General features: G+C 41.2%; 18 protein-coding genes and 1 riboswitch. Of the genes, 17 read left to right on the top strand and 1 reads right to left on the bottom strand.

Going from position 1 to position 17,367, the window contains the following annotated elements:
* Positions 1–79 precede the first annotated feature (79 nt).
* From SPSPH_RS22160 to SPSPH_RS22130, 8 genes are all read left to right on the top strand, one after another.
* Positions 80–610, top strand: a complete 531-nt coding sequence (locus SPSPH_RS22160) for a hypothetical protein (RefSeq protein ID WP_075756339.1) — start codon at positions 80–82, stop codon at positions 608–610.
* A 271-nt stretch (positions 611–881) separates the two neighbouring features.
* Positions 882–1,079: a hypothetical protein gene (locus SPSPH_RS22155; RefSeq protein WP_075756338.1), complete on the top strand. Its 198-nt coding sequence runs from the start codon at positions 882–884 to the stop codon at positions 1,077–1,079.
* Positions 1,080–1,110: 31 nt separating this feature from the next.
* Positions 1,111–2,367: a tyrosine-type recombinase/integrase gene (locus SPSPH_RS22150; RefSeq protein ID WP_075756337.1), complete on the top strand. Its 1,257-nt coding sequence runs from the start codon at positions 1,111–1,113 to the stop codon at positions 2,365–2,367.
* A 166-nt stretch (positions 2,368–2,533) separates the two neighbouring features.
* Positions 2,534–3,994 (top strand): ATP-binding protein, encoded by a 1,461-nt coding sequence (locus SPSPH_RS22145; protein ID WP_075756336.1) that lies wholly within the window; start codon positions 2,534–2,536, stop codon positions 3,992–3,994.
* A 980-nt stretch (positions 3,995–4,974) separates the two neighbouring features.
* Positions 4,975–5,313, top strand: coding sequence for a DUF5677 domain-containing protein (locus SPSPH_RS23625; RefSeq protein WP_143558995.1), 339 nt, complete (start codon positions 4,975–4,977; stop codon positions 5,311–5,313).
* Between the two features lie 444 nt (positions 5,314–5,757).
* Entirely contained in the window at positions 5,758–6,012 is a 255-nt protein-coding gene (locus tag SPSPH_RS22140) for a hypothetical protein (protein WP_146196573.1), read from the top strand.
* Between the two features lie 73 nt (positions 6,013–6,085).
* Positions 6,086–6,526 (top strand): ribonuclease HI, encoded by a 441-nt coding sequence (rnhA, locus tag SPSPH_RS22135; RefSeq protein WP_083945571.1) that lies wholly within the window; start codon positions 6,086–6,088, stop codon positions 6,524–6,526.
* 125 nt (positions 6,527–6,651) lie between these two features.
* Positions 6,652–7,500: a DUF2971 domain-containing protein gene (locus tag SPSPH_RS22130; RefSeq protein ID WP_083945570.1), complete on the top strand. Its 849-nt coding sequence runs from the start codon at positions 6,652–6,654 to the stop codon at positions 7,498–7,500.
* Between the two features lie 135 nt (positions 7,501–7,635).
* On the opposite strand, the gene SPSPH_RS22125 is transcribed toward SPSPH_RS22130, so the two are convergent.
* Positions 7,636–9,360, bottom strand: a complete 1,725-nt coding sequence (locus SPSPH_RS22125) for a transporter substrate-binding domain-containing diguanylate cyclase (RefSeq protein WP_075756333.1) — start codon at positions 9,358–9,360, stop codon at positions 7,636–7,638.
* 245 nt (positions 9,361–9,605) lie between these two features.
* Between SPSPH_RS22125 and SPSPH_RS22120 the strand changes: the two genes are divergently transcribed.
* The 9 genes from SPSPH_RS22120 to thiE all read left to right on the top strand — a co-directional run bounded on the left by SPSPH_RS22120 (position 9,606) and on the right by thiE (position 17,351).
* A complete protein-coding gene (locus SPSPH_RS22120; RefSeq protein WP_158027086.1) occupies positions 9,606–9,752 on the top strand; it encodes a hypothetical protein in 147 nt (48 codons plus the stop codon).
* Positions 9,753–9,991: 239 nt separating this feature from the next.
* Entirely contained in the window at positions 9,992–10,321 is a 330-nt protein-coding gene (locus SPSPH_RS22115; protein WP_075756332.1) for a DUF3870 domain-containing protein, read from the top strand.
* 197 nt (positions 10,322–10,518) lie between these two features.
* Positions 10,519–11,793 (top strand): serine hydroxymethyltransferase, encoded by a 1,275-nt coding sequence (gene glyA / locus SPSPH_RS22110; RefSeq protein WP_233139040.1) that lies wholly within the window; start codon positions 10,519–10,521, stop codon positions 11,791–11,793.
* A 287-nt stretch (positions 11,794–12,080) separates the two neighbouring features.
* A complete protein-coding gene (locus SPSPH_RS22105) occupies positions 12,081–13,016 on the top strand; it encodes a hypothetical protein (RefSeq protein ID WP_075756331.1) in 936 nt (311 codons plus the stop codon).
* 335 nt (positions 13,017–13,351) lie between these two features.
* A complete protein-coding gene (locus SPSPH_RS22100) occupies positions 13,352–13,789 on the top strand; it encodes a flavodoxin (RefSeq protein WP_075756330.1) in 438 nt (145 codons plus the stop codon).
* A gap of 153 nt (positions 13,790–13,942) precedes the next feature.
* Positions 13,943–14,323, top strand: a complete 381-nt coding sequence (locus SPSPH_RS22095) for a hypothetical protein (protein ID WP_075756329.1) — start codon at positions 13,943–13,945, stop codon at positions 14,321–14,323.
* Between the two features lie 172 nt (positions 14,324–14,495).
* Positions 14,496–14,608: riboswitch (TPP riboswitch) on the top strand.
* 118 nt (positions 14,609–14,726) lie between these two features.
* Complete coding sequence (gene cytX / locus SPSPH_RS22090) at positions 14,727–15,953, top strand: putative hydroxymethylpyrimidine transporter CytX (RefSeq protein WP_075756328.1); 1,227 nt, start codon at positions 14,727–14,729, stop codon at positions 15,951–15,953.
* Positions 15,917–16,729 (top strand): hydroxyethylthiazole kinase, encoded by an 813-nt coding sequence (gene thiM, locus SPSPH_RS22085; protein WP_075756327.1) that lies wholly within the window; start codon positions 15,917–15,919, stop codon positions 16,727–16,729. The genes cytX and thiM overlap by 37 nt, the downstream gene beginning before the upstream one ends.
* On the top strand, positions 16,722–17,351 hold the full coding sequence (gene thiE / locus SPSPH_RS22080) for a thiamine phosphate synthase (protein WP_075756326.1): 630 nt from the start codon (positions 16,722–16,724) through the stop codon (positions 17,349–17,351). Before thiM ends, thiE begins: the two co-directional genes overlap by 8 nt.
* Positions 17,352–17,367: the final 16 nt, after the last annotated feature.

The raw sequence follows: 17,367 nt of genomic DNA, 5'->3' as shown, positions 1-17,367 counted from the left end.
ACTAAAAATCCAGTGTATATTAATATTAAAAATGAAACGGAAGTTCTTATTCATTATAATAATTGATAAGAGGTGTTGTATGCACTTTAATGAGTCCACTAATGTTAAGAATCCAACTACCATTGTACAAGAGTTAGATAATAAAAAAATTAAAATAACAACGAGAACTCTCCTTAATTATGAAAATGATAAGTTAATACCTCAGCCGGAGAGACGCGGTGGAGGACGCGGGGTTGGCAAAATTACAGAATACCCAAGTGATACTGTTTATGAGTTTATTGCGAGTTACAGGTTGATTAATGGTGCTCAGCATCGACTTTCACCAGCAGTTGTTCGGGAGTACCGTAAATACGCACTTACCATTGAAAAACGAATGTGGACTTCCGAAGAACTGGTCGAAGAATATTCTAAAAACATGGTGAATTTCTTTGGTGCATTCCTGTGGCTAGCGTACCGTGACCTAGCTAAAATAGGCATATGTGGCAATGAAGAAGCAAAGGAGTCTAAAGGAGTGCAGTACTTTCTTGAAAATGACAATAGTGTTCTCGTGAAAAAATTTAATGACCCAGACGAAAATGGAAATATAAAAATGGGCGTAGTTTGGACGTGATATAGTTGGGAAGGAAATTTTTTTATATTACAAAAGAAACGTAATTTCTTAAGCAATGAAATTTCATTAAAAAAAAAGATAAGCTAAATAAATAAAAGCTTTTCGGTTATTGCTAATGAATAACAAGTGTCGAAGTTAAAGCTATATGGATTATGCAGGGCGAGAGGAGTAATTAGTGGTGTATGGTACTGTTAGTCGAAATAAATTTGTTATAAGCAATTTGAGATGACACTGCGCATCTCTTATAAGATTAATTAGGAGGAATGTACACATGTCAATCAACAAAACACTTTACGAATTACCGGAACTGTTAAGAAAAAATGGAGGACCAATTCCCATGAGCCGAGCAGGGATATATGCGGCTGTAAAAAAAGGCGTTATTCCGTCGGTGCGTGTAGGCAAAAGAGTATTTGTTCCGTCGTGGTATGTTGACAGTCTGCTTAATGAGGCATGCACACAAGGTGCTTAGTCAGACATTATTTGGGATAGGAGGGAATAACATGGCAAATAGTTCACATCGTGGTCATGGGGAAGGCACTCTGGAATGGGATAGAAAAAGAGAATGTTATTTTGTTAAAGTTACCTACAAAGACCCCATGACTGGTGAAACGAAACGCAAAAAGCTCAAAGGAACGCAGACAAAGGCTGCATCTTTAAAAATTGGTCAACAATGGCTGGAGAATTTGGAGGGTGGTTTGCTGCCGGGTACCGACAAAACTACACTTTGGGAGTGGCTAGAACGTTGGTTACAAGATTATGTTAAACAAAAAGTTCGGGTTAAATCGTATGATAAGTATGAAGGCTGTTTGCGATGTTATGTGAAGCCACAACTAGGTAATGTTCAGATTGGAAAACTGAAATCTCCGGATGTCCAACGCTTACTAAATAAGCTATTAAATGAGGGAGGAAAGAATGGAAATGGTATTTCAACAAGTACAGTTAAAGCCACTCGAAGATACTTAAGTATGGCCCTTGAACAAGCCGTTAAGGCAGGGCTGGTGATAAGAAATGTAGTAAAAGATACGATTCCGCCTAAACTAACCAAGAAAGAGATATGCCTTATGACGAAAGAGCAGGTGACGGCGTTACTTTGTGTTGCTAAGCAAAAAGGTCAAGTTCCATATATCGTAATATTATTGGCACTATCAACCGGTATGAGGCTTGGTGAAATATTTGGTCTGCAATGGGATTGTGTTGATTTGGAGCGAGGTGTAGTTTTTGTCAGGCGGTCACTAATAACCGGGCGCAAACTTGTTACCGGACAATGGCTGCAAGAACCTAAAACCCAAAAGTCTAAGCGACAGATACCCTTACCTGACAAAGTTACTGAAGAATTACGAATTTATAAAACATGGCAGGAAGAGCAAATAGCGCAACTTGGTGATAAATACGAAAATAATAATTTTGTGGTGGCGAATATGTTTGGCAGGCCGGTAGATACCAGCAACTTTACTACACGGCATTTCAAGGCAATGCTAGTAGACGCAGGTATTGACCGCAGTATCAAATTTCACGACTTACGCCATACACATGCCACGTTGCTTCTCCTGGAAGGGATAAATCCTAAAATTGTACAGGAGCGGCTTGGTCACAGTACAGTCACGATGACATTGGATACATACAGCCACTTATTACCAGATATGCAAGACACTGCAGTTAAGGCACTAGAAGGTCTTTTTCGTGAATCATCTACAGGCTATTCGGTTGGTGTGCAGACTTCTGTCTGCATACCGGAAGAACGGCGTGATGCTGCGTAATTGTACTAAATGGAGCCATTCCTTGGGGTGGTTCCTTTTTTATAGTATAATGATTTTAGATGTACCTAAAATTGTTTATACTAATTGATGGTGTATGCTGTATTATTAAACCTTTTTGGTATATAATGTAAATTAGATTATCTTTATTCAGGATGAGGTGAGATGGATGTTGTCAAAATATAATACAAACTTAACTATGGAATTTCTACTTACCCCTGGTGTCGAGAGCCAATACTTTGATAGGAAGTCCGCCTCTATATCCATAGCAAAGTTAACCGAGACTGTCATCGCGTTTGCTAATGCCGATGGTGGGACGATAGCCATAGGAATTAAAGATAGAGCTATCGAAGGAATTGATGCACAGGGTAATGTAAAAATTAATGATTTTATACAGTGTGGTTTTGAAAAATGCATTCCTTCGGTTAGGTATACTCCTGAATTTGTTGATGTAATTAAGAATAATGGAAATAGTGACCGGTTGCTCTTCCTCCATATTGAAGCCAGCTCAGATAGGGTCCATAGAAATAGCGCGGATGAAGTTTTCCTGCGGGTTGGTGATGAGAGTAAGAAGCTTTCCTTTGAACAGCGTTTAAGCTTGGAGTATGACAAAGGTGAACGTCTTTTTGAAGATAACGTGATTGAGGACTGTCGCTGGGAAGACTTGGATGAAGAATTATTGAGCGAATATAAAAAGGCAGTGAATTTTCAGGGAGACGATTTGCTACAAATCCTTTATGCCAGAGGTTTAGCAAAGCGAAGTGCAGACAGACCGTTAATTACAATTGCTGGGGTATTGCTTTTTGCTAAATATCCAAGTGCCTATCTTCCGAATGCCCGTATTCGTTTCATCCGGTATGAAGGCGGAAAAGCAGAAGTCGGTACGAGCATGAATATTATTAAACAAGAATATATTGAAGGGCCTCTGGTTAAGCAGATAGAAACCGCACGCAGTTTGGTTCAAAGCCAGTTGCGGACGTTTACAGCTCTCAATCCTCTGGATGGCAAGTTTGTTTCTATTCCGGAGTACCCTGCGTTTGCTTGGCAAGAAGGCATTGTAAATGCTGTTACACATAGAGCTTATAACATACAAGGCGATGATATAAAGATTCTATTGTTTGACGATAGAATGGAGATAGTGAGTCCTGGCAAGCTGCCTAACATTGTTACTACATCGAATATTCGGGAGGTCAGGTATTCTAGGAATCCGAGAATTGCTAGAGTTCTTACTGAGTTTGGTTGGGTTAAAGAACTTGGTGAAGGAGTTAAGCGTATTTATGAGGAGATGAAGTCATTCTTTTTAGATGAGCCTATTTATGATGAACCAAATAATCAGTCGGTACTGCTTACTCTGAAGAATAATGTATTTATGAGAAGGAATCGGCGGCAAGAACGGATTGGTACTCTGGTGAGCAGTGAGTGGAATAGTCTGCCGTCTCATCATAAACAGGCATTGGAGATTATGTATAGCCGTGGGAAAGTAACTACAAAAGAGTTGGCAAAGATAATTGAACGAAGTACTAATGTAAGTAGAAAAGTGTTAGAAGAGTTAGCAGCAAAAGGTTTTATACGGAGAGTGGCTTTGAATAGGAATGACCCTAATCAGTACTATGAATTAATAGTTGAGTAAACAGTTTTTTGGTTGAAACGTTAAGAAGGTTCTCAGTATGTTGTTGAAAGGTTAGCAGCTTAACAAGCTCAATATCAAGAGTAAGTATACAAAGTAAGGTAGAAGGTTCTCAGTATGTTGTTGAAAGGTTAGCAGCTTAACAAGCTCAATATCAAGAGTAAGTATACAAAGTAAGGTAGAAGGTTCTCAGTATGTTGCTGAAAGGTTAGCAGCTTAACGAGCTTAATATCAAGAGTAAGTACACGAAGTAAGGTAGAAGGTTCTCAGTACGTTGTTGAAAGGTTAGCAGCTTAACGAGCTTAATATCAAGAGTAAGTATACAAAGTAAGGTAGAAGGTTCTCAGTATGTTGCTGAAAGGTTAGCAGCTTAACGAGCTTAATATCAAGAGTAAGTACACGAAGTAAGATAGAAGGTTCTCAGTATGTTGTTGAAAGGTTAGCAGCTTAACGAGCTTAATATCAAGAGTAAGTATACAAAGTAAGGTAGAAGGTTCTCAGGGGCTTTTTGTTAAGGTATGACATGTATAATATAAAGTAACGTAGCTACTAATTTAGGATTATTTTGCGGGACAATCTGCGGGACAAAACGCAATAAAACGGGCTAGATTTGATAGGAAAAGATAATTCTTCTGAACCTGGAAAATCCTGATTTCATTAGAACCTTAGGGACTGGTTAGGTGGTGTAAAACTCCATTTGACCAATTCCCAAGCCGTGGGTCGCGAGTTCGAATCTCGTTGCCCGCTCCAGGAAATTCAGTAAATTCGTAGGTTTATAGCCTACGGATTTTTTCTTTTATAGGGGCAAAAAGGACTTTGGGTCGCGTGCTAACGGGGCATTTTTACACGCTACCTAAGACGGAAGCGTGGGGACGTACATTTTGCTTCTATCGTGTCAGACCCCAGTCTCCCTCCAGAAATTATAAAATCAAGTGTTGTTACGAAGCAGATTTTGCGTCCCCTTGCTTCTCCATTTCGAGCAAATGAGAGATGAGGTAAAGGCTAAAAAAGATAATGGACTGATAAGTGATATAGAACCAATCGAACAATTAACCAAAAGGGCAAATCTCGAAATAATATATCAAAGTGTATATCGGCTTTACTTTGATGATACTCATGTATCTGTCAACTCTATTGAAAAATATATTGCTCACGAAGACTCTCCCTATTTAATCAATCTTAGGGATACTTCAGATCTTACTGAGATTCAGACATGTAATATATTAATTTTGCTTACTGCACTTTCTTTATACTTGGATCTAATGGGGCAGGCAAATGATAGAAATGTATTTATGGTCGAACAGATATCAGAGTCATTCTAAAGGTTGCCGAGAGGTTCTTTTAAAAAGTAATACCTGGTCAGCGGGATGCTTCCTGCCGACTGCTCATTTTAGCAATTGTACAATTTATAGTGTGATATCTTGCAGGAATTGTGTATTGTCTATAGAAAAACTTGGTAGAGGTGGGTAGATGAAGTACATTAAGGAATATTTCTTTTGTAGTCCCAAGCTACTAAATAACATAGATGAAATAAAAGAGATAGAAGCATGCGTATCTAACATCATGTAGCAAAGCCATTTTCAAATTTCAATTGGGGAAAAAACATTAGAACATCAAACTGCTTATAACAAAGCATTTGAGATAGAATTTACAAAATACTTGTGGGAAAAGCAACCTTTATTGTATGATAATCCGAGGCTTATTGGAGACTTTCGAAAAATTATAAATTCCATTATGGATTAACACACAATTTGTTGTCCCTGGCAGTGAAAATCGCAGTTTATCGAGCTGAGTTTCTTGAGATAGCACTAGCTATACCAGCAGATAGCAATGTTAGTTTAATGGTCAGCAATGGAATTTTGTCTATTGTTATCTTTATAGCTGGAAAGTCTTTGAAAATTATTGGATACATGATTGAATCAAGGCAGGCCTACTTATCGGCTGTACAATGGCATGAGTTAGTTTATTCCGTTTATCAGTCGGAAAAATTAGTTGTTGATATTACGAAGCCGGAAAAATAAACACATTGAAAAGTTTAGCCGCAAAGTAATACTTAGGATCGTTTTTGAAGCATTAATGATTAAGGAGTTTAGCATGGATAGCGTTGAAATATATACCGATGGTGCCTGTAGTGGCAACCCTGGCCCTGGTGGTTGGGGAGCAATACTTATATATAAAAGCATAGAAAAAGAATTGTCCGGCAATGAATCGCATACTACTAATAACCGGATGGAATTGACAGGGCCAATTAAGGCATTAGAGACATTAAAGCGGCCATGTGAAGTTGTAATATATACAGACAGTGCCTATGTGTGTAAGGCATTTACTGATAATTGGGTTAACAAATGGCAAAAGAATAACTGGCAAACTAGTAAAAAGACACCTGTTGAGAATCAAGATTTGTGGATCAGGTTGATAGAATTATTAAATATCCATAGCGTTAGTTGGGTAAAGGTAAAAGGTCATAGCGATAATGAGAAGAATAATAGGTGTGATTTGTTAGCTAGGAATGCTATAAAAGTTCTAAAAGGTTAGATATAGCCACCTACCGGGTTTTCTGGTGGGTGGTTATTATTTTACAGTGCGGCAGGATTTTATCGGTTCATATGTAAATATATGTATTTATATTGTTTTGGCAATTAAAGTATTAGGAGGAGTCTATGATACTATATAAGTACCTTACCCCAGATAGAATAGACGTTCTTCAGAATTGTATGGTTAGATATACGCAACCTGGAGCATTTAATGATCCATTTGAAGTTAAGCCATACATTAGTAAGCTTTCCGAGGAGCAAGAAGTGTATAACGCTTTTGATGAGCTTATGCCTAAAGTGCTACGAGAGAAATATGACGAACTACCGAGAGAGTTTCAAGCTATGATGTCTTTTGACATGTTTTATAAAAAAGCCCAAGAAGAACTAAGGAAAAATGCCAAAGCATTATTTCACAAAATAGTAGAGTCTAACGCCCCAATGGTTCGAAAAATGTTAGATGAAGGGTTTAACGATAAGATAGGAATTTTGTCTCTTACCGAGAAACAGGATAATCTATTAATGTGGGCTCATTACGCTGCAAGTCACGAAGGATTTGTAATTGGTTTTGATGCAAATAATCTTTACTTTCATGAGGAGAAAGGACTGAAGGGTGAATTTCGTCATCTGCGTAAAATTGAATATCGTGAAAAACGCCCGGCGTTACCCATGCTAGAAATGTCAGGTACTGATATGTTTCTGGTAAAAAGTACTCAATGGAGTTATGAACAAGAATGGAGAATTATTCGCCCACTACAAGAAGCAAGTAAAATCATTCAGGCTTCCCCTTACTCAATTCACCTCTTTCAATTTCCTGCAAATGCAGTCAAAGAGGTTATTTTCGGCTCTAGAATGAGTGATGAGAAGAAGAAAGAGATTACATCAATCTTGTCAGATTCTTTTCGTCATGTACAGATTAAGCAAGCCGAGCCTGATGAAATTGAATTCAATCTGAAGATGTTGTATATAACGCGGTAGCTTATATGCGTGTCAGGGCTGTATGGCCGAACAGAAGAATCTTCTTACCAACTCGCCGATAAGGAACTTTTATTGGTCAAACAGAGGCTCTAAAGGATGAATACGCTAACCCTGGACTCGCAGCAATTTTTTATATTATTTTTCCACCCAAGCAACAATTTGGTTTCTGCCATCTCGCTTTGCTTGATACAGAACTTCGTCTGCGCTTTTGAAGATCTCTTCATATCCCATATCCTGATCCACTAATGTTATGCCAACACTAATTGTTACTGGTATATCTTCTATTGCTGTATTGATTAGTGTGCTCACTTTCTGGCATCTTGTTTTAACAAAATCGAGCGAAGGGATGTTTGGCATATATATGCAAAACTCATCACCGCCAATTCGCCCAATAATATCAGTGGTTCTGAATGATTGTTTCAAGACTTTTCCCAGCTGGAGTAATACGTTATCACCGGCTAAATGCCCGTGCGTATCATTAATATCCTTGAAATAGTCCAAATCAATCAGGATAAATGCATCAATCCGTTGTTTTTCCTGACGGCTGCATATCGCGGTTTGAATGAGTTCCTTAGTTGTTATAGCATTATATAAACCTGTTAAGCCATCTAATAACGCTTTGTTGGCTAGTTCTTCCCTTTTCGCAGCTTCATCACTAATATTAACTACTTTGCCAATAATGGAAACTAAATTTCCATTGTCGTCGTTTACACTCAGGTGTATTACCTTGAATATACCTACTTCGCCATTGGCAAGCGGAAGCTTAATCTCAAAATATTGCCTATCCGCAGCAGTATTGGCTAACATGTTTTTTAGTATCCTGTTAGCTTCATTAAGGTTTTCTTGAGTTCCTATTTGTTGAATAAAGCTTTCTGACAACTGTAAGCGATTAGTCTTTGTAAAATATTCAAACAGGTACTCGTTGGAGATTTCAGACAAGACCTCATAGCGGCGATTATTCATTCTTAGAGTCTTATTTGCTTTAACATTGGAAGTAATAGCAAATAGCAAGATACTCAAGACTCCAATAATGATAAAAGTAATTTCTTTGCCATACCTATTTATAACCATTGAAAAAGTAATTTTTCTTTCAACTTGTGCTGCAACATCTAACACCAGATTTTGCAATTGATTTTCACCAATCTCACTCAGTGCTTTATTAATAATTGAGATTAGTATCTCATCTTCATGAAAAAAGCCAATACAATATGCTCTTGCTTCTTTGCCTTTAGGAATTGTAACTAAATTTTTATAGCCATTTTGCAGTGTATAAAATGCTACTGAATATGCATTACCATAGCCATAATCAGCTCTTCCGGCTTCTACGGCATCTAAGCTTTGTTCTCTTGTCTCAAAGTAAATAGAATTTTCTTCTTTTATGCCTTTGGGAAGTGCGCTTCCTCTTACCGCAGCATATATTTTGTTATCAAGGTTATTGGGATCTTGCGCGGCATTTATATATAGTATTGTTTCGCTTCGTAAATATGGTTTAGACAATATCATGTCAGGGGGCGCATAATTATTGGGTATACCAAAAGCAATCTCTGCATTACTTTCAAACACTTCACGTAAAGACCCATATAACGTATACTCGAATGTAAGACCTGTTATTGCTGATATTTCCTGGAGCACACGTTTGGAGATGCCCTGTACTTCTTTGTTTTTATCTGAATATTGTATTGGCGCTACTCCGTCAAGCGATACCGCTTTTATTACTCCCTTTTTCGCGATATAAGCCCGTTCTTCTTCTGTTAAGAATATATTGCTTGCTGCGTGAGAAGAGTTACTTAATCCTATAATTAATAATATAAATAAAAGTATAAAACTTATATTTTTTAACGTTTGCCTGTGTTGAATCATTGGCTTTCATTCACTTTCTTTATCGTTATATTATCTAAATAAACGTCTCTATCGTGGCTTGCTTTGATAACTAAACTCAGCAAATAACTGATTTCCCAAGGTATTCTACCAATAGTTGTTTTTCCCTGCTGCATCAGTAAATCCGTAGTGCACGGCAAATGCAAGACAAAGAGGGCCTTCCCGGGGGCTTATTTTTATGCATAACTCCATAGCATATAGATTAAGCTATATGAGGGGTGATAATAATGATGATAGATGATGGATTTTTTCCGTTTGGGATGATCTTTATGGTTTTGTACGCTGGCGTGGTTATTTACACATTAATGCAACTGGGCGGCATAAATAAAGCATTACAACGGATTGCCAGTGCGTTGGAAAGGAAGCAAGAGTAGATTACAGCTGTCTGGCAGGTAACTGGTGGCAGTCTCCTTCCCGGTTTCTGCCAAGCCGTCATGAGCAGAGACTCAGCATCCCTCCCGGGACAAACCTTGCCTGATTATATTGATGATTACAGGTAAAACCCATATACTATAATCAAGCAGGTAATGCAGACCAATACTGCCGAGAAGCGAAGGCTGACGGACAAGCCTTATTTCACGGTGTTTGAGTAGTCGAAAGGGAGTGGGGCAATATGGACTATGCACCGAATACAATTTTTATCACCGGACAGGCAAAGCCAAGTAAGGAAGATGCCATTTCTACTGTCTATAATGTATTCTTTCTAAGTTTTATTGTTGATACAGAGACAGATCTTATTGTAGACGTCACCTGCAATACCGTCAGGACCATGACGCAGGATTTTATCCGGTCACTGTTGATTGGACAGAACTTAGCCACTGGGATTGACGGTATGGTGCGGGATATCCAGCAGCGGTTTTTCGGCCTGGTGCAAAAAACATTAATTGTCGCGTTAAAGGATGCGCACAACCGGTACATGATGGTTAAGAAAAATATCCTCTAAAAAAGTAATTGCAATTCTCAGACAATTGTGTTACGATACATACAAATTAAATATAGTCTTATCTATTGGTATGTGAATATTCTTCATTTACCGAGATATTTAAGACCAAGATGTGTGAGTACAGCTCACTCTTCTTGGTCTTTTTTATTTTCGGTGCCGCATTACCAAAATAACAAAAAAGAAAAGAGGGTATTTTTATGGAAAAAGAGACAACACTGCAAATGCTGGAACGGTTTGATCCAGTCATGGCTAGGCTGCTCCAACAGGAAGAAGACAGACAAAGAAACACGCTTGGCCTGATTGCATCAGAAAACTATGCGTCTCCTCTGGCGACTTTCCTGGAAGGCAGTGTTTTTACCAATAAGAATACGGAAGGTTATCCGGGCAGGCGTTTTGTCGGCGGTTGTGAATTTGCCGATGAAGTTGAAAATTTGGCGATAGAAAGACTCAAGCAGTTATTTGGTTGCGAGCATGCTAATCTGCAGGCCGCAAATGCGACTATCGGCAATATTTCTATTTTGCATGGGCTTTTGAAGCAAGGGGATACCATTTTGTCAATGAGTTTAAGTCATGGCGGGCATTTGAGCCATGGTGCGGCTTTTCATGTCAGTGGGAAGATGTTCAATGTTGTTCAATATGGAGTAAGCCAGGAAACTGAACGCATTGACCTGGAGGAAGTTAAACAATTAGCACAGCAGCACAATCCCAAAATGATCATTTGCGGTGCATCTTCTTATCCGCGCTTGATTGATTATGCGGGATTTGCTGCAATTGCCAAATCAGTGGGGGCATTTTTGTGGGTTGATTGTGCCCATGATGTCGGCTTAATTGCCGCCGGGGTTATCCCGTCACCAGTGCCGCACGCCGATGTGGTTAGTTTTTCGACGCAAAAAACACTGCGGGGACCGCGTGGTTGTGGCGTTATTCTTTGCCGCCAGGCATTGGCCGACAAAATTGACAGAGCGGTATTTCCGAACATTCAGGGTGGCCCGAAAATGGACATGATTGCCGCCAGGGCCGTGCTGTTCAAGGAGTGTATGTCTGAGGAGTTCAAGCTTTACAGCAGGCAAGTCCTTTTGAATGCACAAGCGCTGGCGCAAGGCTGCTTGTCGCAGGGGTTGCGGTTAATTACCGGCGGTACGGATACACATCTTATTGTGGCTGATGTTACCCCCCTGATTCCCTCAGGCAAAGAGGCGGAGGATATCTTGAACTCGGTTGGGATTGTCACCAATAAAAACATGATTCCGTTCGATGCTTTGCCACCCAATGTATCTAGTGGAATACGCATCGGCAGCCCGTTTTTAACCACACGTGGTGTGAAGGAAGCCGAGATGTATGAGGTCGGCGTTTTAGTAGGGAAAGTGTTGCAAAATCATAATCAGCCTGAAGTATTGGCAAAGATTCGCCGGCAAGTGGCCGGGATTGCTGAGAAATATCCGCTGTTTGCCGAGGAATGGCTGCCCTGGTAACGACAAAAAATATGTAGTAAACACTGCGAACAAATAAATAATAGTAACGAATAGGGCTGTGCTAACAAGTTTAGCGCAGCTTTTTTTGCTTTAGCAGCATTTATCAAGAGGGGAAAAACCTGGTGATAATGAGTGTGAGGAATAGGACCGTTCAGACTATTGCATAGCCTGGGTGGCAATACTATCTAATACTGATTGATAATTATTGCTTAGTTGCGTTACCTAACAATCGCTGAAACGTTAAACTAAGTATGAGAAAAAAATTTACTGCATGAAAGGAGCTTGGCATGAAAAAGTTTATACATAAAATAACAAACATCAGCCTGATTCTTATATTCGTTTTGGCGGTAGGGGGCTGTGCGAATAACGGTAGTGCACCATCACCGGAACCTGCTGGGCAACAAGCCTCTCAGGCTGCGGCAGTCAAAGAAAAAGCGGTTATCGATAACTTTAATGCACTGCGCCAAAAAACAGAGGTCACTGTTCCGGAAATAATTGAGTATATTGACGGCAATATAGTTGCCGTATCGCAAGCCGGTGCAGCAACGATGATTATTGGGCTTGAAACAGTGCAGAAAGAGAAGCTGCCAAAACTGCAAGATAAGTTTGGCGATAATGAAGCAGTCCAAAAGGTAGTGGCAAAAAGCTATAAAAATGGTTTGACAAGCCAGGCTATCAGTAGCATTGAAAATAAAGAAGCGAGAGATTTATTGCTAGAGACCCAAAGCAGCGGCTTCAAGATAGAAACAGCCGAAGGAATGTACTTTCCTGTTATTGATTATGCCTTCTACAACAAGTATCGGAACGCCGTATCCCAGGATATTGTTGCGTACATTGATATTATGGCTGTTGAATCAGATAAAACCCCGGTTAAAGATGCAGCCCTGATGATAAGCTGGAGTGAAATAATTAAGCGGGCAAAGACGCAGGAACAGTTTATTAAAGAATATGCCAATTCTGCCAAAATAGAAGATATGAGACAACTGCTAAAACGGTATTCGGTGTTTGCACTCTATGGGGCTAATAATACGCCGCTTTTTAGCTATGATACCAAGCAGATGGTGCCGGAGGCCCGGAAAACGTATTCAGAAACTGCATTTGATGCTAATAGTGGTAGTTTTTCAAAAGTTATGAACGGGTTTCTTGCTGAGTTGAAAAAGAATGAGTATAAACTAACTGCTGAAATTCAGGAATACAGGAATAAGGCAGCCGGAGAAATTTAAATTTTATATTGCTATTGACAGCAATTTCAAATAATGGTAATATACAAATGAGAATTGTTATCACTCGATGGGATGATAGTTGTCTCTGGCGATGACTACACCGTTTTAAGATTTCCGGCTGCTGCAAGTGGCTTATTAATGGAAGATAGTCTAGCCGCATCTCAATTAAGTGCATTATTAACAAAAGCCTGCGCAGGCTTATTTTTTCGACAATTTATTGAGAATTATTTTCAATAACAAAATAATTGGGAGTCTGATGAACCGCAAGTTATCAAATAGCGTGGAACAAGGCTGGGTATTTTTACCTGAGGCCCAAATATATGGAGGGATGAATTATGAAAAAAGTAGTGGTTATTTACTGGAGTGGCACAGGCAATACAGAGGAGATGGCGAAAGCAGTTGCGGCAGGGGCCGGCTTGGATGGAGTTACCGTGCAGTTAACTTCTGTTGATAAGGCTTCGATTGAGGATGTGCTTAGTGCCAATGCTGTTGCTCTTGGATGCCCTTCCATGGGGGATGAAGTTCTGGAAGAATCCGAGATGGAGCCATTCATTCAATCCCTGGAGGGGCAAAGCTTATCCGGCATACCATTAGCTTTGTTCGGATCTTACGATTGGGGCGACGGACAATGGATGAGAGATTGGATGGAGCGGATGAAGAAACTCGGTGTTGTGTTGGTGGACGACGGGTTGACAGTTCAAAGTACTCCTGATGACGCAGGTCTTGCTAAATGCAAAGAATTAGGAGCTAAACTTACTTCTGCCCTTGCTTAAGGGGTGTGACGTGTTCGTATAAAATATTAAATTTTTGGGCCGTTTGCCTTTTTAAGGTAAACGGCTTTTTTTATTTTCAGCCAGTATTTTCTAATAAAAATCAAAAAAGTGGATGCTATCATTAAAGCATAATAATAAGAGGAAGTGGTTCATATGAAGTTTGTGGCGAAAAAGGCAATCATATATTCCATGGTCGGTTTATTGCAAGTTGGCATGTTTTCGTCGGTAGCTGCTGCGGCACCTGGATCTATACATAATAATGGTTCTAACCGAATGGCGTATCATCAGCGTGATAACCGCCACGACCATGACAATGAACAAAAGCGTAAGCATGACGAGCAGAAACGCAAACATGATGAACGGAAACGCCAGGAAAACGAACGTCATGAGCGGGAAATGAAACAGCGGCCTCATGAAAGCGAGCGTGAATGGCGGGAGCGCCAAAGGCAGGAAAAAGACCGGCATGACAATGCATTGCGCGAAATTGCAGCTCTTTTGATCGGAATTGCCATTGGTGCCGGAGCGTCAGATTAATGTGCCGCAGTAGCCGCAGCCCTCGGGGTGCGGCTACTTCATTTATATGGATATGGAGACAGAGCCTTGCTTGAAAGGCAAACCGGTTTGAAGCGGCTACCACCAAGCTCCTGAACTTTTTATTGAAAATAGTACACAGATGTGTTACTATAAAATGGAAAAAGAGAATAGGCGTGTTTTATAGGGGAGCTGGAAAGGCCGGCTGAGAGATAGATCTGATCAAATCTATGACCCTTTGACCTGATCTGGGTAATGCCAGCGTAGGGATGTTACAATACTTTGCAAGCACATCCTGACGGATGTGCTTTTAATTTTTTAAAGTAACCGCATTCCTTTTCCGTGGGCGACCTGTTATTGGAATCCATTATTTCTGCAATTCTTGTAAAGGCAGGTGGGTTGGATTATGAGTGAGGATAATACATTAGGTTTTAAGCATTATTTATTTTTGTGGTTTGGGGCCGCTATATCCATTGCTGAGATACTGACAGGCGGGCTTTTGGCTCCGCTCGGTTTTCAAAGCGGGGTGGCTGCGATTGTGCTTGGGCATGTGGCAGGGACGGGGATTTTGGTGCTGGCTGGTTGGATTGGTACCCAAGAGCGAATACCGGCGCTGGTATCTACCCGGATTTCTTTTGGTACCTATGGCTCCTATTTATTTTCGGTATTAAATGTTTTGCAATTGCTGGGTTGGACGGCAGTTATGATTATTGCAGCCGCCCGTTCAGCCAATGAGATTAGTAAACTGCTGTGGGGCTTGGATCAGCTGTCTTTATGGAGTATCGGCATTGGTGGCTTAGTTTTCCTGTGGATCATACTGGGAAGGGAAGGCGGGGTCAAGAAAGCCAATATGTTAGCTGTGTTCCTCCTGCTGGGTATTACTGTGGTGCTAAGCAGTGTTGTATTTAAAGACAGTACCGCGTTATTGGCGCCGCCTGCCGGGGGCATGTCTTTCGGCCAGGCTGTAGAATTAAGTGTTATTATGCCGCTTTCCTGGCTGCCTTTGATTGCGGATTATACCCGTTTTGCCAAAAGTAAAGCCAGTGCGGCCTGGGGAAGTGGTCTGGGATATTTTGTGGGTAGTTGCTGGATGTATATCATTGGTCTGGGAGCCGCCATTATTGCCGGAAACCCGGAACCCTCGGCCATGCTGCTGGCAGCCAATCTTGGTTTATCAGCCCTGGGGATTATTATCCTGGCAACAGTAACCACTACTTTTCTGGACGCCTATTCCGCAGGGGTCAGTTTTGGCAATGTCTTTCCCAAATTTGATGAAAAACGGGTAGCCCTGGTTATGACAGTGATTGGCACCATCATAGCTCTCTGGGTTAATATTGAACAGTATGAGAATTTCCTTATTGCCATCGGCTCTGTTTTTGCTCCCCTGTTTGCCGTTTTGCTGACAGAGTATTTTATTATTAAAAATCGCAAAGTACAGGATGAGATGCTTGTTAATTGGGGCGCGCTGATAGTTTGGGCACTCGGGGTAGGAATGTATTATCAATTTATTACGCTGGACTTTGTTTTCGGAGCCACTATTCCGGTCATGGTGATTACAGCAGTATTATATAGAATTGTATGGGGGTATACGCAAACATGGAAATCCTGCAAAAAATATCCGATAGCCTCTTAACCTTGAAGGAAAAAAAGCCTTTAGTCCATCACATTACCAACTATGTGACGGTAAATGATTGTGCCAACATAACCTTGGCCATCGGCGCTTCGCCGGTTATGGCTGATGACATCGGTGAAGTGGCAGAAATGGTTTCGTTCGCGTCTGCTCTGGTATTAAATATCGGAACCTTAAACTCCCGGAACATCGAATCCATGATGGCTGTCGGTAAAAAGGCCAGGGAAAAGGGCATTGCCATTGTTTTTGATCCGGTGGGGGTGGGGGCTACAGCCCTGCGTACCGCCACGGCAAAGAAGATTATTCAGGAGGTCGGGCCTTCTGTCATTCGCGGTAATATGTCGGAAATCAAAATTATCGCCGGACTTGATGCCGGTATTAAAGGGGTTGATTCTGTTGCCGACGAGGCCGGCGGGGAAACGGTGGCCAGGCAGCTTTCGCAGAAACTTGGCTGTGTAATTGCCATCACCGGCAAGCAGGATATTATTGCCGCAGGGGAGCGGGTGTGCCGTATTGACAACGGTCATGCGATCTTGTCTCAGGTAACAGGCACCGGCTGTATGGCGACCTCTTTAATTGCCTGCTATTGCGGCGCAACCGGCGATTGCTTTACCGGAGCTGCCGCGGGAGTAATGACTATGGGAATGGCCGGGGAGATTGCGCAGCAATCCCTGCAGGCCGGCGAAGGGGTTGGAACCTTCCGGATGCGATTGTTTGACGCGGTGTGGGCGATGACACCGGAATTAATCACGAAAGGTGGCAGAATTTCAAATGCATAACAATAATGTGGATTATTCCTTATATTTAGTAACCGACAGGGATTGTCTTGGCGGCAAGGACCTTGTGGCAACCGTGGAGCAGGCACTGCAGGGGGGAGCTACGGTAGTGCAGGTGCGGGAGAAAAATCTGTCAACCCTAGAATTTTTTCAAGTGACCTCCAGGATAAAAAGTATTACCGACAAATATGGTATACCACTTATTGTCAATGACCGGGCAGATATTGCGTTAGCGGTAGACGCCGCCGGGCTGCATATTGGGCAGGAAGATTTGCCGCTAGCAGTGGCACGGCGTCTCTTGGGACCTGACAAAATTATTGGCGTATCTGCGTCAACTCTGGAAGAAGCATTACTGGCGCAGGAGCAAGGGGCTGATTATCTGGGCGTAGGAGCCGTCTTTCCCACAAATACCAAGGATGATGCCGATAGTGTGAGTTTAGCGGCATTAAAATCCATTAAGGAACAGGTACGGATTCCGGTTGTTGCTATTGGCGGAATTAATAGGAGTAATGTTCAGCCAGTTATGGAAACAGGCATAGCTGGTGTCGCAGTGGTGTCGGCAATTATTGCTGCTCAAGATCCGTATGAAGCTGCTAGTGACATACTTCAATTGATCAGAGCGTAGAGAATAACCGCATGCT

It is taken from the genome of Sporomusa sphaeroides DSM 2875, from assembly GCF_001941975.2.
GTDB lineage: Bacteria > Bacillota > Negativicutes > Sporomusales > Sporomusaceae > Sporomusa > Sporomusa sphaeroides.
Note: the sequence above shows the minus strand (reverse complement) of the source record. Positions and strands in the feature narration are given on the sequence as shown.

What these genes read in the sequence shown, in the direction of transcription:
- SPSPH_RS22145 (WP_075756336.1), top strand. Translation starts at nt 2,534, where the DNA reads ATGTTGTCAAAATATAATACAAACTTAACTATGGAATTTCTACTTACC.
- SPSPH_RS22125 (WP_075756333.1), bottom strand. Translation starts at nt 9,360, where the DNA reads ATGATTCAACACAGGCAAACGTTAAAAAATATAAGTTTTATACTTTTA.
- SPSPH_RS22130 (WP_083945570.1), top strand. Translation starts at nt 6,652, where the DNA reads ATGATACTATATAAGTACCTTACCCCAGATAGAATAGACGTTCTTCAG.
- thiE (WP_075756326.1), top strand. Translation starts at nt 16,722, where the DNA reads ATGCATAACAATAATGTGGATTATTCCTTATATTTAGTAACCGACAGG.
- cytX (WP_075756328.1), top strand. Translation starts at nt 14,727, where the DNA reads ATGAGTGAGGATAATACATTAGGTTTTAAGCATTATTTATTTTTGTGG.
- glyA (WP_233139040.1), top strand. Translation starts at nt 10,519, where the DNA reads ATGGAAAAAGAGACAACACTGCAAATGCTGGAACGGTTTGATCCAGTC.
- SPSPH_RS22120 (WP_158027086.1), top strand. Translation starts at nt 9,606, where the DNA reads ATGATGATAGATGATGGATTTTTTCCGTTTGGGATGATCTTTATGGTT.
- rnhA (WP_083945571.1), top strand. Translation starts at nt 6,086, where the DNA reads ATGGATAGCGTTGAAATATATACCGATGGTGCCTGTAGTGGCAACCCT.
- SPSPH_RS22115 (WP_075756332.1), top strand. Translation starts at nt 9,992, where the DNA reads ATGGACTATGCACCGAATACAATTTTTATCACCGGACAGGCAAAGCCA.
- SPSPH_RS22150 (WP_075756337.1), top strand. Translation starts at nt 1,111, where the DNA reads ATGGCAAATAGTTCACATCGTGGTCATGGGGAAGGCACTCTGGAATGG.
- SPSPH_RS22105 (WP_075756331.1), top strand. Translation starts at nt 12,081, where the DNA reads ATGAAAAAGTTTATACATAAAATAACAAACATCAGCCTGATTCTTATA.
- thiM (WP_075756327.1), top strand. Translation starts at nt 15,917, where the DNA reads ATGGAAATCCTGCAAAAAATATCCGATAGCCTCTTAACCTTGAAGGAA.
- SPSPH_RS22155 (WP_075756338.1), top strand. Translation starts at nt 882, where the DNA reads ATGTCAATCAACAAAACACTTTACGAATTACCGGAACTGTTAAGAAAA.
- SPSPH_RS22160 (WP_075756339.1), top strand. Translation starts at nt 80, where the DNA reads ATGCACTTTAATGAGTCCACTAATGTTAAGAATCCAACTACCATTGTA.
- SPSPH_RS23625 (WP_143558995.1), top strand. Translation starts at nt 4,975, where the DNA reads ATGAGAGATGAGGTAAAGGCTAAAAAAGATAATGGACTGATAAGTGAT.
- SPSPH_RS22095 (WP_075756329.1), top strand. Translation starts at nt 13,943, where the DNA reads ATGAAGTTTGTGGCGAAAAAGGCAATCATATATTCCATGGTCGGTTTA.
- SPSPH_RS22100 (WP_075756330.1), top strand. Translation starts at nt 13,352, where the DNA reads ATGAAAAAAGTAGTGGTTATTTACTGGAGTGGCACAGGCAATACAGAG.